The sequence below is a fragment of the Mycobacterium sp. genome, from assembly GCF_040509115.1.
Lineage (GTDB): Bacteria > Actinomycetota > Actinomycetes > Mycobacteriales > Mycobacteriaceae > Mycobacterium.
Map to the genome: position 1 here is coordinate 1 of NZ_JBEVLO010000225.1, position 12698 is coordinate 12698.

At 66.6% G+C, this 12698-nt stretch carries 15 protein-coding genes; 5 read left to right on the forward strand and 10 right to left on the reverse strand.

Features of this window, described 5'->3' with window-relative positions; translation table 11 throughout:
- Nucleotides 1-145 precede the first annotated feature (145 nt).
- The 5 genes from ABW137_RS15535 to ABW137_RS15555 all read right to left on the reverse strand — a co-directional run bounded on the left by ABW137_RS15535 (nucleotide 146) and on the right by ABW137_RS15555 (nucleotide 3669).
- Nucleotides 146-1294 (reverse strand): AI-2E family transporter, encoded by a 1149-nt coding sequence (locus ABW137_RS15535; RefSeq protein WP_526401458.1) that lies wholly within the window; start codon nucleotides 1292-1294, stop codon nucleotides 146-148.
- A 42-nt stretch (nucleotides 1295-1336) separates the two neighbouring features.
- Entirely contained in the window at nucleotides 1337-1492 is a 156-nt protein-coding gene (locus ABW137_RS15540) for a hypothetical protein (RefSeq protein ID WP_526401459.1), read from the reverse strand.
- Nucleotides 1493-1581: 89 nt separating this feature from the next.
- Complete coding sequence (locus ABW137_RS15545; RefSeq protein ID WP_526401461.1) at nucleotides 1582-2196, reverse strand: pyridoxamine 5'-phosphate oxidase family protein; 615 nt, start codon at nucleotides 2194-2196, stop codon at nucleotides 1582-1584.
- Nucleotides 2197-2203: 7 nt separating this feature from the next.
- Entirely contained in the window at nucleotides 2204-3301 is a 1098-nt protein-coding gene (menE, locus tag ABW137_RS15550; protein ID WP_526401511.1) for an o-succinylbenzoate--CoA ligase, read from the reverse strand.
- 47 nt (nucleotides 3302-3348) lie between these two features.
- A complete protein-coding gene (locus ABW137_RS15555) occupies nucleotides 3349-3669 on the reverse strand; it encodes a DUF3349 domain-containing protein (protein WP_526401462.1) in 321 nt (106 codons plus the stop codon).
- A 256-nt stretch (nucleotides 3670-3925) separates the two neighbouring features.
- Between ABW137_RS15555 and ABW137_RS15560 the strand changes: the two genes are divergently transcribed.
- Genes ABW137_RS15560 through ABW137_RS15570 form a run of 3 tightly spaced genes read left to right on the forward strand, consistent with a single transcriptional unit; the run spans nucleotide 3926 to nucleotide 5789 of the window.
- The gene (locus ABW137_RS15560) at nucleotides 3926-5164 is read left to right on the forward strand and encodes an inorganic phosphate transporter (RefSeq protein ID WP_526401464.1); all 1239 of its coding nucleotides are present in this window, start codon (nucleotides 3926-3928) and stop codon (nucleotides 5162-5164) included.
- A gap of 28 nt (nucleotides 5165-5192) precedes the next feature.
- Nucleotides 5193-5474 (forward strand): hypothetical protein, encoded by a 282-nt coding sequence (locus tag ABW137_RS15565; protein WP_526401466.1) that lies wholly within the window; start codon nucleotides 5193-5195, stop codon nucleotides 5472-5474.
- Between the two features lie 12 nt (nucleotides 5475-5486).
- Nucleotides 5487-5789, forward strand: coding sequence for a DUF3349 domain-containing protein (locus ABW137_RS15570; protein ID WP_526401468.1), 303 nt, complete (start codon nucleotides 5487-5489; stop codon nucleotides 5787-5789).
- A 52-nt stretch (nucleotides 5790-5841) separates the two neighbouring features.
- Here ABW137_RS15570 and ABW137_RS15575 read toward each other — a convergent pair whose 3' ends face one another.
- The 4 genes from ABW137_RS15575 to ABW137_RS15590 all read right to left on the reverse strand — a co-directional run bounded on the left by ABW137_RS15575 (nucleotide 5842) and on the right by ABW137_RS15590 (nucleotide 8322).
- Entirely contained in the window at nucleotides 5842-6228 is a 387-nt protein-coding gene (locus ABW137_RS15575) for a VOC family protein (protein WP_526401470.1), read from the reverse strand.
- A gap of 78 nt (nucleotides 6229-6306) precedes the next feature.
- Nucleotides 6307-6714 carry a nitroreductase family deazaflavin-dependent oxidoreductase gene (locus ABW137_RS15580; protein ID WP_526401472.1) on the reverse strand — a complete coding sequence of 136 codons (408 nt, stop codon included), beginning with the start codon at nucleotides 6712-6714 and terminating at the stop codon, nucleotides 6307-6309.
- A 136-nt stretch (nucleotides 6715-6850) separates the two neighbouring features.
- Nucleotides 6851-7738: an SDR family oxidoreductase gene (locus tag ABW137_RS15585; RefSeq protein ID WP_526401474.1), complete on the reverse strand. Its 888-nt coding sequence runs from the start codon at nucleotides 7736-7738 to the stop codon at nucleotides 6851-6853.
- 11 nt (nucleotides 7739-7749) lie between these two features.
- On the reverse strand, nucleotides 7750-8322 hold the full coding sequence (locus ABW137_RS15590; protein WP_526401476.1) for a GNAT family N-acetyltransferase: 573 nt from the start codon (nucleotides 8320-8322) through the stop codon (nucleotides 7750-7752).
- 327 nt (nucleotides 8323-8649) lie between these two features.
- Here ABW137_RS15590 and ABW137_RS15595 point away from each other — a divergent pair, with 327 nt between their 5' ends.
- Nucleotides 8650-10032 (forward strand): cytochrome P450, encoded by a 1383-nt coding sequence (locus ABW137_RS15595; RefSeq protein ID WP_526401478.1) that lies wholly within the window; start codon nucleotides 8650-8652, stop codon nucleotides 10030-10032.
- A 111-nt stretch (nucleotides 10033-10143) separates the two neighbouring features.
- The gene (locus ABW137_RS15600) at nucleotides 10144-10794 is read left to right on the forward strand and encodes a class I SAM-dependent methyltransferase (RefSeq protein ID WP_526401513.1); all 651 of its coding nucleotides are present in this window, start codon (nucleotides 10144-10146) and stop codon (nucleotides 10792-10794) included.
- A 34-nt stretch (nucleotides 10795-10828) separates the two neighbouring features.
- Here ABW137_RS15600 and ABW137_RS15605 read toward each other — a convergent pair whose 3' ends face one another.
- Complete coding sequence (locus ABW137_RS15605) at nucleotides 10829-12685, reverse strand: putative bifunctional diguanylate cyclase/phosphodiesterase (protein WP_526401480.1); 1857 nt, start codon at nucleotides 12683-12685, stop codon at nucleotides 10829-10831.
- Between the last annotated feature and the right edge of the window lie 13 nt (nucleotides 12686-12698).

Sequence of the window (12698 nt, forward strand, 5' to 3'; positions counted from 1 at the left end):
CCTACGCGGGTGGGACGAGTCATGGATGGTTCTCCTCGGGACGTTTCGATCCGGTCCAAGGCGACAAGTCGCGTTATTTACCGCTTATTCCATATCTGGGGTATCTCGGGGGCGATTCCCAGCCGACGGTAAGGAAGCCCGCCGCTCAGGCGGGTGCGGGTCGCGGCTCGTCGTCCGCCTGAGCCTCGATGAGAGGCCCTTCCTCGTGCTTGAGTGCCTCGTTGCGGGCGCGCGGATTGTCGGCGATCAAGACGCGAACGAAGCTGTTGAAGAACGCGATGGCGGGGACGGCAAGCAGTGCGCCGACGATCCCGGCGAGTACGCCACCGGTCGCGAGGCCCAGGACGACGGCCAACGGGTGAATGGAGACCGCGCGGCCCATGACCAGTGGTTGCAGGACGTGGGCCTCGAGTTGCATGACGGCGACGATCAGTCCGAGCGTGATCAGCGCGTAGATGAAGCCCTTCGCCAGCAGGGCCACGATGACGGCGAGGAACCCCGTGATCAGCGCTCCCACCAGGGGGACGAACGCGCCGAGGAAGATCAACGAGGCCAACGGAAGGGCCAACGGGATGCCCATGATGGCGACACCGCTGCCGATCGCGATCGCGTCGACCAAGGCGACGAGGGTGGTGGCGCGGGCGTATCCGGCGAGGGAGTGAAATCCGGCCGCGCCCGCCTCATAGACGCGGGAGCGGTGTGTGGTGGGGACCATCCTGGTGAGAAAGCGCCAGATGCTGCGGCCGCCGAGCAGGAAGAAGATCACCGTGAACAGGCACAGCAGGGCGCCGGTCAGGATTTCGACGAGGGCGCCCGCCGTGGACAGTGCGCCGCTGGTCAACTGTGTTTGATGATCACGAAGCGCGTTGACGGCCGAGTCGGTGGCATTGGTGATTTGATCGGATCGCAAGTGCAGGGGGCCGGTCACCAGCCAGTCGCGTGTGCTGTCGACGCTTCGCTCGACCTCGTCGACCAGACCCGGTGCGCCCTCGATGAATTGGTTGACGACGAACGCCAGGATGCCGCTGAATACCGCGATGCCCAGCACCAGCACGAAGGCCACCGCCCCGCCACGGGCCGCACCGTATCGGTCGAGGAAGTCGACCGCGGGCAGCAGTAGCGAGGTGGCGATGAGGGCCAACGCGATTGGCACGAAGACCACCGCGAAGTGGCGCAGAAGCTCGAATGTCACGACGCCCGCGGCGGCGATCACCAGCAGCCGCCACGACCACGCCGCGGCCGCTCGAACCAGTGGACTTACCGACTGGTCGTCGCGTGCCGCGGCGTGGTTCACGAGGTCCTTCGTGGTGGAAGGGCGGTGGTTCTGCGGAATGCGCTAGAACCAGACTTTTCGACCACCGACCGGCCGGCCGACTGCGCCGAGAATCCACAGGATGACACCGATCACCAGGAGAATTCCGCCGATCGTATACAGGATCGAGATACCTGCGAAGTATCCGATCAAGAGAAGAACGATGCCAAGGACGATCATGCTCAATCCGATCCGTAGAAGCGAGTGAATCTGTCCGGAAAGGAATTGCCCGTTCCGTCAAATCCAAACCCCCGCAGTCTCACTAACTTTTAATAGAGGATCTTCCGCATGCTGTCCTCGGCGTAGTACTTCTCGAGCTGCTCGTCGCTCATGTCGGGCTTGATGGCCTTGGCCAGCTGCGCGACGCTGGGCACCGCGGTCGGGTTCCAGGTCTCCGGCTTCCATGCGTCCGACCGCAGGAAGGCCTTGGCGCAGTGAAAGAACACCTCCTCGACGTCGATCTCCAACGCGAGGATCGGCCGCTTGCCATCCACCACCATCAGATCGAAGTACGGGGCGTCGGCCATCACCCGCGCACTTCCGTTGATGCGCAACGTGTCCCCACGGCCCGGGATCAGGAACACCGTCCCGACGTGGGGGCGCTGCAAGACGTTGAGGTAGCCGTCGACGCGTTTGTTGCCGGGCCGCTCCGGAATCGCGATCGTGGAGTCGTCGATGACGTGCACGAAACCCGGCGGGTCGCCCTTGGGAGAGACGTCGACCCGGCCGTCGGCGTCGGTGGTGGCGACGAATCCCAACGGGGAGTGTGCCAGCCAGTCCTGCTGCGCATCCGACAGTCGGGGCTTTACCTTGTTGGCGACGGCGGGCAGGGGTTCGCCCACGATCGCGCGGAGTTCTTCGACGGTCGTGACTTCACGAGACATGTCTTCATCATGCGCTGCCGCCGAAGCGCGTGGTGAGTTCCCTCCGGTCGAGCTTGCCGATGCCGCGACGGGGGAGTGCTTCGACGACGTGGAGTTCGCGGGGTGCCGCGGTGGGTTCGAGGGTGAGTTCGACGTGGGCCCGCACCTCGGCCAGAGTGGGCGCCGCGCCACCGGGAGCCAGGACGATCGCGGCGGCGACGCGCTGCCCGAGCCGTTCGTCGGTCAACCCGAAGACCGCGCATTCGGCGACCGCGGGGTGGGAGGCCAGCGCGGCCTCGACCAGTTGGGGCAGCACCGTCAGCCCGCCGGTGCCGATCGCGTCGTCGATCCGACCCAGAACCCGCAGGACGCCCGACTCGTCCACGGCACCAACGTCATTGGTGCGGAACCAGCCCGGTTCGGTGAAGGGATCCGGGTCGACGGGGTTGCGGTAGCCCTTGGCCAGGGTGTCCCCGCCGATCAGGATGCGACCGTCGTCGATGCGCACGTTGACGCCGTCGAGCGGCACGCCGTCGTAGACGCAACCACCGGCGGTCTCGCTCATCCCGTAGGTGCGCACGACGCGGATGCCCGCCGCGGCCGCGCGTTCGCCCACCGTGGCGGGCATGGGGCCACCGCCGATCAGCACGGCGTCCAGTTCGGTCAGCGCCGCGGTGGCGTCGGCGTCCTCCAGGGCCTTGGCCAGTTGGACTGCGACGAGCGATGCGTACCGCCGACCTGAGCCCAAAGCCTGGACGGCGAACGGCAATTCGGCCACGTCGAAGCTCGGGTTGACCACTGCGGGTACCGTGCCCGCCAGAATGCTGCGCACCAGAACCTGGAGGCCCGCAACGTGATACGCGGGCAGCGCCAGCAGCCAGCTGCCGGGGCCCCCCAACCGGTCATGGGTGGCCGAGGCGCTGGCGATCAGCGCGGGCGCCGTCAGCATGGCGCCCTTCGGAACCCCCGTGGTGCCGGACGTCGACACCACGACGGCTACGTCGTCGTCGATCTCCTCGCCTATCCCCAGCGAGGTGGTCAGCAGTTCGGCGGTGCGGACGTCGTCGGGCACGGGCAGGATTGCCGGTTCGCGGCCGTCGAGCACGCCCTCCAGCACGGCGAGCAGCAGCGGGGGCGATGGGGCCGGCGGGATGACGACTGCGCGTAGGGAAGCTATGAAGGGTCCTCTCCGGCGTTGCCGGCGTCCTCGTCGCGAGGATCGTCGAGCGGCCATCCCTTGGCTGCGAGGCGCTGTCGCACCCGCTCGACGTCTTCCGGTTTCGGCAGCTCGTCGGTGGTCTGGGTGATCAGGACGCCGATGTCGACGTGGTCGAATTCGCCGCGGGCGAGCAGGTCCCGCGTGACCGCCTTGACCTCGTCGTCGGTCAGCCGGCGGTTCAGCAACGACATCAGCGGCACGCGGTCGGGGCCTGGCACGCCCTCGGGATAACCGGCGGTTATCCACGCCACGATCTTGGTGAGAAACGCGTTCACGTGTCGAACTCCCCCTTCAGCGGCCATGGCCGCATCGGATTTTCCCGACCATCCGAATGTTAGTAGTGCGCCGGGACATCGGCCGATCCTGCCCGGCATCCGACGGGAGAGCCCGGTCCGCAGGCAAACGCGCCCCACCCGCCAGATGAACACTGGATGAACAGCTCACGGATGGGAGCAAAGTGCCAGCTCAGCCCGGTCGAAGAGGCCCTACACCAGTTGGTCAAATCAACCTGAGAAGCCTCACAATCTTGGCATGGACACAACCATGATCATCCTGGTGTTGTTGATTGCCACCGCGCTGGCATTCGACTTCACCAACGGCTTCCACGACACGGGGAACGCGATGGCGACCTCCATCGCCACCAACGCCTTGAAGCCGAAGACCGCCGTCATCCTGGCCGGTCTCCTCAACCTCGTCGGCGCCTTCCTCTCCGTAGAGGTCGCCGTCACCGTGACCACGTCGGTCCTCAAGATTCAGGACAGCAAGACCGGCTCGCTGGTTTCGGGCATCGACTCCTCGACCGGCCTCACCATCATCTTCTCGGGTCTCATCGGCGGCATCCTGTGGAATCTGCTGACCTGGCTCTTCGGCATTCCCTCGAGCTCGTCGCACGCCCTGTTCGGTGGCCTCATCGGCGCGGGTCTCGCGGCCCTCGGCATGGCCGGCGTCAACTGGGGTGGCGTCTTCGGCAAGGTGATCCTCCCCGCGCTTGCCGCGCCGTTCATCGCGGGCCTGGTCGCCGCATGCGGTACCTGGTTGGTCTACCGGATCACCCGCAGGGTGATGAAGAAGCGTCGCGAGGACGGCTTCCGCTGGGGTCAGATCGCCACGGCATCGCTGGTGGCGCTCTCGCACGGCACCAACGATGCGCAGAAGACCATGGGCGTCATCGCCCTCGCACTCATCACCACCGGTCACCTGACCGGTGACGTCAAGGAGGACGGCCTGCCCTTCTGGGTGATCGCGTCCTGCGCGCTGGCGATCGGCCTCGGCACCTACATCGGTGGCTGGCGCGTCATCCGCACCCTCGGCAAGGGCCTCGTCGAGATCGAGTCGCCGCAGGGCCTGGCCGCCGAGGCATCGTCCGCGGCGATCATCCTGAGCTCCAGCGCCGCGGGCATGGCGCTGTCCACCACGCACGTCGCCACCGGCTCCATCCTTGGCAGTGGGGTCGGCAAGCCGGGTGCCCAGGTGCGCTGGGCCGTTGCGGGCCGGATGGCCGCTGCCTGGTTGATCACGCTGCCTTCCGCGGCGCTGGTGGGTGCGCTGTCGTTCTGGCTGTCGGCTGGCATCAAGTCGGTGACCGGTTCCGATCTGGCCGGTGATGGCGTCATCTTCGTCATCCTCGTCGGGCTGTCGGGCTTCATGTACTGGCGTGCCCAGCAGCAGAAGGTCGACCACAACAACGTCAACGCCGATTGGGACGACTCGACCAACTCCGTGGTCCCCGCCGACGAGCGCAAGACCGCCCAGCCGACCGCGTCGGTCTGATCCCGGCCGCCTGATTTAAGGAACGCAGATGACTTACGTGGAAGCAATTCTCAAGGTGCTCGTCGTTGGCTTGGTCCTCGGCGCAGGTCTGCCGGCGGTCTTCGCCTTCGGGCTGGTGGCCTTCTCGAAGGGCTCGGGTGGAGTGGATGCCGACGGCACCACCACCGCACCGAACCCGGCGCTGAAGGTCGCAGGCCTGTTGTTGTTCGCGCTAGTCGCGGCGGTCATCGTGATCGCGATCCTGTGGATCACCAAGGCCACGATCATGCACCACTTCGGCTTCAACCCCGTCCCATTCATCCCGAGCTAGGACGACACAGACATGAGCGGTAACCACAACATGGACAACGTCGTGGACTGGCTGCGCGCCGGCTACCCCGAGGGCGTTCCGCCGAAGGACTACTTCCCGCTGTTGGCGCTGCTGAAGCGGTCGCTGACGGAAGAAGAAGTCGTCAAGGCAGCGCAGACGATCCTGCGGTCCGCGGACTCCGACACGGTGACCGAGGACGAGATCCGCACCGCCGTCGAGTCCATCATCGACAAGGAGCCCAACCCCGAGGAGATCCACCAGGTCGCCTCGCGGCTGGCGTCCGTCGGCTGGCCCCTGGCGGCGCCCGCCCGCTGACCCCGCGTTCGCACCGAACGTCCCCCCGGATCCTGTTGAGCCGGGGGGATTTTCATGCTCGGGAGTCGCGGCGCAGCGGGTGCGTGTCGGGGACCTGAACGAAGATCAGTGTGACCCCGTCGGGATCGGTGACGTGCAGTTCGTGCAACCCCCACGGTTCCTGCTTGGCCTCGCGCGCGATCTCGACGCCGCGGCCCCTGAGTTCGGCTTCGGTGGCGTAGACGTCGCGCACCTGCAGCCAGAGCGCGCCAGGGAACGGAGAAGTGGCCTCGGCGGCGGCGCCGTGTCCGGCGAGCTCGATCAGTGACTGCCCGGCGTAGAAGACCATCCCCGCTCCGTAGTCGCGTGCGATCGCCAAGCCGATGGCATCGCGGTAGAAGGCCAGTGAGTTCTGATAGTCCGTTGGCCGGAACAGCACTCGACTGGCCAGGATCTCCATGACGTTGGTTCTAACACACACGGTTTGCGCGCCGACGACGTGTAGGTGCGTCGGATCGAAATCGATCCTGAGATGCGCCTACGCGAGCTTCACGTCGAGATAGTGCGCGATGCCAATGCGCTGGAAGGTGCGGCGGCGTTCCGGCGAGAGGCGTGGTAGCGCGGTCGAGGCGTCGATCACCTCGGGTGCGGTGACGCGATGGGTCTGGCCCTGGATCTCGAGCTCCGCCTGCCCGGCGGCCATCACGTTCTGAAGCCAGTCCACCCGGGTCCCGTAGGCGAGTGGGATGAGGAACCCGTCGCGCACCCGCTCTGCACCGACCGGCGTCGAGTAGGGCTTGCGCGACTTCCTGCCGGTGTGCCGGATGGTCGCGTGCCCTCGTCGCTGCCCGGCGCCCACGCCCATCAGCGGGTTGAGCACGTACTTGTTGGCGACGCGGATCGCGTGCAGCAGTGGACGGGGCCAGGTTGCCGGTGCTAGTGCCACGCCGTCGACGCTACGCCGGAGCGGCCAGCCGCGGTCCCGAGCGCGGTCGTCGCGAGTCGTCGTTGAGTGGTGGGTGTTTCGGTCGTTGGAGCCTCCCGAACCGTCCTCACCGACATGACTCGACGATCGGGGCGGGCTATCCGGTGGGCTGGACGCGCTGCCGCTTCATCATGGCGTCTACGGCGGCCGGGGCGAAGCTGTTGATCGCGTGAGCGGTCACGGCCATCCGTGGCGCGATGCGGACCGGGCGGCGGCGGGCCGCGGTCACCATCCAGTCGGCAGCCTCGTCGGCCGACAGCCCCGGCAGCCCGTCGTACGCCCGTGTCGGTGCGATCATGGGGGTCTTGACCAGCGGGTAGAACAGCGTCGTCGAGTGCACGCCGTCGGTGGCCCACTCGGTTTCGATGACGCGGCTCACGGCGGTCAGCGCGGCCTTGGATGCGTTGTAGACCGAGAACAGGGGCGACGATTCGCTGAGCACACCCCACGTCGAGACGTTGATGACGTGACCGTCGCGGCGTTCGCGCATGCCGGGGGCGAAGCCGCGGATCAGTCGCAGCGGGGAGTAGTAGTTGAGCGCCATCGTTCGCTCGACGTCGTGCCAGCGGTCCAGCGATTCGGCCAGCGGTCGCCGGATTGACCGGCCCGCGTTGTTGATCAGGACGTCGACGCCGCCGAATTCCTTCTCGACGTCGTCGACCAAGGCGTCCACCGCGTCGAGGTCGGAAAGGTCGCAGGCCATGGCCGTCGCCTCGCCACCCTCGGCCGCGATGCGCTCGACGACGGCGTCCAGTAGCTCCTGGCGGCGGGCGACGACGATGACGCGGGCGCCCGCTCTGGCCAGTTTCACGGCGCCCGCCTCGCCGATGCCCGACGAGGCGCCGGTGACCACGATCCGCTTGCCGCCGAGTTCGACCTCCTGGCGCGGCTGCAGCAGCTGTGCGGCCAGGGGCGGCCGCATGCCTGCCAGGAAGATCGTGTTGGCCACCTTGTTGGCGACCCCACGCAGTGGGTTGTTGGTCACGGTCGTCGAGCTTAGGTGGCCAGGGTGGGGCGGTGGCTGTGCAGGCGGCCGACGGCGAGCGTCTGCTCCGCGCCGTACTCCTCGAACGTCATGGCAAGGACGAAGCCGAGTCGTCGCGCCAGGCTCAACGACCGCGCGTTCGCGCTCTGCGTGACGACGATGACGGGTTCGTCGGGAAGCGCGATCGCCGCGGCCCGCAGCACCGCCTTGGCCGCCTGGAACGCCAGGCCGCGTCCCCAGGCCGGGCGATCGAGGGTGTACGCCAACTCCAGCTCTTCGCCTTCCGCGCGGATGTGGCCTGGGTGGTGAACCCCGCGCCGGGTCAGGGACACGGTCCCGATGAACGCGTCCGTTCCCTTGTCGGCGATGACGTAGGAACCGGGGGCTCCGGTGGCGGCGGCGATGCCTGCTTCGTCGAGGTCGCGTTCCACCACGTCGCGGGCTTGCGGCCCGCCGAGATGCGCGCGGACGTCGGGGTCGGTGACGTGTTCGATGATCGGGTTGCGGTCCTGCGCGAGTGCCTTGCGCAGGATGACGTCTCCGGCGTCGATGTAGGGCAGGGTCAGGGAGGGGTCTGACGACACCGGTCGAGTGTGCCAGGGTGGGGCGGGGCGGGTCACGTCTCGGTGCGAGGTGCTGGTTCGCGGCATTCGCTGAGCTGGCGTCGCGTGGATCGTGACCGATTCGGACCCCTGCGCTGCCGTGCGCCTGGTCGTGCCGTGCTGTTCGGGCCGAATCCGCGCCACGGGTAACCTCTCGTTCTTGGGACCAGTCAGGTGGACAACGTACGCGGGAGTAAATAGCTTGAGGGGTGTCCGTTACCGGGCGGACGGAGACAGCGGTCGTCGTGCGATGAATCGTTTGGATTACCGTCGGCCGCAACGCCCGTCAGGCCACGGTTGAGGGGGCGCATGTCCAGGAGTCCCGAAGCTGCGAGTCCCGAAGCTGCGCTGCCGCTGGCGCCCCAAAACCCATTGACGTTCGTCGAGCGGCTGAGGGCCGTCAGAGACACCCACACCGGACAGGCAACGCTGCGCGACGCAGGGGGGAACGTCACCCGCGTGACCCTCGGCCCCAAATGGCTCAGTCCACCGATCATCTTGGTGACCTCGGCATCGGGTGCACGCGATGTGTTGGCACGTCACAACGAATCGTGCGATAGGACGGCCGTACATCGGGAGCTTCGACATCTGATGGGGGACAACCTTGCCGACCTTCCCCATCAACCGTGGCTGTCGCGCAAGCGCACGCTGCAACCGATGTTCACCCAGCACTACGTCCGGGGCTTCGCGGCTCACATGTCCCAAGCCGCGGCCATGGTCGCCGACGGGTGGCACGCGGAAGCCGAGGTCGACCTCGACGAGGGATGCCGTCGGCTCACCTTGCGCGCCTTGGGCCGTGCGGCGCTCGGAATGGACCTCGACGAGCGTGCTGACGAGATCGCCGAGCCACTGAAGATCGCCCTGTCCTACGTCACGGATCGTGGGGTTAGGCCCGTGCGGGCCCCGCGGTGGTTGCCTACTCCTGCGCGCAGGCGTGCCCGTGCGGCGCACGCCACGATGCACTCGCTTGCGCGCGACGTCCTGCAGAGCTGCCGCGCCGACCCCGAGCGCGACGCCCCATTGGTGCGGGCGCTCATGGCGGCCACGGATCCGGTCACGGGGCGCGGACTGTCTGATGAGGACATATGCAACGACCTGGTCGCGTTCATCGTCGCGGGCCACGACACGACGGCCACGACGTTGGCCTTCGCGTTGTGGGCATTGGGACACCACATCGACTTTCAGGACAGGGTCGCCGAGGAGGCTTTGGCTCTGGGCGCACACGAGCTGACCGCCAAGGACATTCCACGGCTCGGATTCACCGCGCAGGTGGTGCAGGAGGCCATGCGGCTCTGCCCGCCAGTCCCCGTAGCCGGACGAACCGCCATGCAGGACATCGATGTCGACGGTTACCGCATCGAGGCTGGAAGCATGGTGCTGGTGGGGCTCTACGGCCTGCACAGCGATCCGAAGATCTGGCCGGATCCATTGGTGTTCGACCCGGGGCGCTTCACCGCGGACGGCGCCACCCGTCGCGACCGGTGGGCGTTTCTTCCCTTCGGCGGCGGCCCGCGATCGTGCATTGGTGATCAATTCGCCATGCTGGAGGCCACACTGGCGATAGCGACCATCGTTCGCACGATCGAACTGAGGTCACAGGACGACGACTTCCCGGTCGCGGCACCCTTCACCACCGTCGCTGCCGCGCCCGTTCTCTCCAAGGTCAGGGCGCGCAGCGGTGGCACCAGTTGACCGAGGGGTCATCGGGATTGGGCGACTTGGCGGGTCGAGCGAGCCGCACCGGGCGCCAACATCAATATTTCGAGCCAGAGGCGGGTAACGTTCATTCCCGTGAGCGAAGTGATGGATTGGGACGCGGCCTATCGCAACGACGTCTTCGCGGGACCACCACCGTGGAACATCGGCGAGGCACAGCCTGAGATCGCCGCCGTGATCGAGTCCGGCGAGGTGCGCGGGCCCGTTCTCGACGTCGGGTGTGGCATCGGCGACGTGACGTTCCTCCTGGCCGAACGGGGGTATGACGCAGTCGGTATCGACATATCCAGCGTTGCGATCGCCGCCGCAACTGCGGGTGCGCAGCAGCGCGGCCTCAGTCAGGCACGATTCATTCAGGGCGACGTTCGCGAACTACGATTCGACGAAGAGTTTCACACGGTCATCGACTGCACCTTGTTCCACTCGCTGCCGGTGGAGGCCCGCGAGAGCTACCTCCGTGGGGTGCGTGAGGCATCCGCTCCCGGTGCCGTGCTGTACATGCTGGTCTTCACCGTCGACGCGCTCCCAGCCGATTCGCCCTTCCCGGTGCCGAACCTCGTGACCGAACGCGAAGTTCGTGATTCAGTCGAGAAGTATTGGCAGATCGACGAGCTCCGGCCCGCGTTCGTCTCCGTCCAGCTTCCCGACGTACCGAACTTGCCCGAGCATGACTTCGAAGTCGATGAGCTTGGTCGCGTCAAGCTGCCTGCTCTCTTGCTGACAGGTCGAAAGGCCTAGCCGGGCAAGCCATTGGGTGGGAGCCGGAGCCCGGTCAGGCTGACGTGCTGTTCCATACCGGGGGTTCCGGTAGCGGTAGGAACGGATGAACCAGCAATTCCTGCATCCCGACGCCGTCCACCGGCCGCGACAGCAAGAATCCCTGAGCGCGCCAGCAGCCGACATTCATCAGTGTCGAGGCAGCGAGGACCGTCTCCACCCCCTCGGCCACCACCTCCAATCCGAATGCCTCCGCAAGGGACACGATGGTGCGCACGATCGCGAGATCCCCTTCGTCGTTGCCGAGGTTGCGGACGAAGCTCTGGTCGATCTTGACTATGTCGACGGGCAGGGACTTCAACCGCGTCAGCGAGCTGTGACCGGTGCCGAAGTCGTCGATCGCCACCTTGACCCCAATGTCCTTGAGGCCCTGGATCGTACTGCGGGCGGTATCGATGTCCTTGACCACGAGGCTCTCGGTGATCTCCAAGCACAGCGAAGCGGCATCGATGCCGAATTCGGCGATGATGGCGGCGACGCCATCGACGAATCCGAGTCCCACCAGTTGAGCTGGAGATACGTTGACCCGTAGGACGAGGTCCCGCGCCAAGCCCTGCGATCGCCACCGACGCAAGTCTTCACACGACGACCTCAAGACGAGACGCCCCAAATCGTTTGCGAGACCGCAGGATTCGGCCAACGGAATGAACGCGCCCGGCAGCAGCATTCCGCGGGTTGGATGGTTCCACCGGCAGAGGGCCTCGACGGCGATGATTTCGCCGCTGCGCAGATCCACCTCGGGCAGGTAGTAGACGACCACGGCGCCACGCTCGATGCCACCGCTGAGGTTGAGTTCGATGTCGTTGCGCAAGTCGGCGTTGAGGGCCAGATCCGGCGTGAAAACGGCGACGTTGTCGCCGCCAGCGCTCTTGGCCGACCGCATCGCCATGTCCACGAGGCGCATCAGGTCCGAGACCGTGTCCTGCCCGGGGACGCCGACCGCCACGCCGATGCTGGACGTGCGCGAGAGGGAGTGATTGGCGTCCGCGAAGCGTTCGCGGAGCGATGACTGCAAACGAGTGGCGAGCGCACGCGCCTCGTCGAGGGAGGCCGGGCCTTCGGGGACCACCGCGAACTCATCTCCGCCGAGGCGGGCCACCACTGCGCCCCATCCAACGCACTCGCGGAGGCGGTCCGCGAACACCGCCAAGTAACGGTCACCCGCTGCGTGACCGAGGAAGTCGTTGACGGTCTTCAGCCGGTCGAGGTCGATGAACAGCACCGCAACCGGTCCGGCGCAGCCGGCCGCGAGCCGGCCTTCGAGGTGCTGCATCAGGGACCGGCGGTTGCGCAAACTGGTCAGGTCGTCGTGCTCGACCAGGTAGCGAAGACGATCTTCGGCAGCGATGCGACCCTGCAGCTGCGCGAACAGTGTGGCGATCGTCTTGAGTGCGTCGATCTCAGCGGGCATCCACTCTCGGTCGCCGTACTTGATGAAACCCAACGTGCCGGTCGTCACCTCGTCGGCCATGAGCGGGACGCAGGCCAATGAGATTTGAGGTATGGCCGTGCCTTGCTCGATACGTCGCTGATAGTCGTCGGTCGCAGGCTCGGGCCTGATGACGACGGGTTCCTTGAGGTGCTCGGCCATCGCGAATACCGCGTCGGCCTCGTCGAACTTCACCACTCCAATCGGGTCGGGATCGGGGATCACGTCACGTATCGGCCACTGTGCAATCAAGTTGGTGGTGCGCATCTCGTGGTCGTTGTGCCGTAGGAAGGCGACGTCGAGGCCCAGGAAGTCGGCCAGGTCGGCCAAGACGGCGTCACTCACGGAGGCGGCACTGTCGGCGTCGGCGTCCATTAACTGACGAGCGATGCCGGTGACGACGCCGTTTAGGGAGCGAGGCATGGTCAAGGCTAAG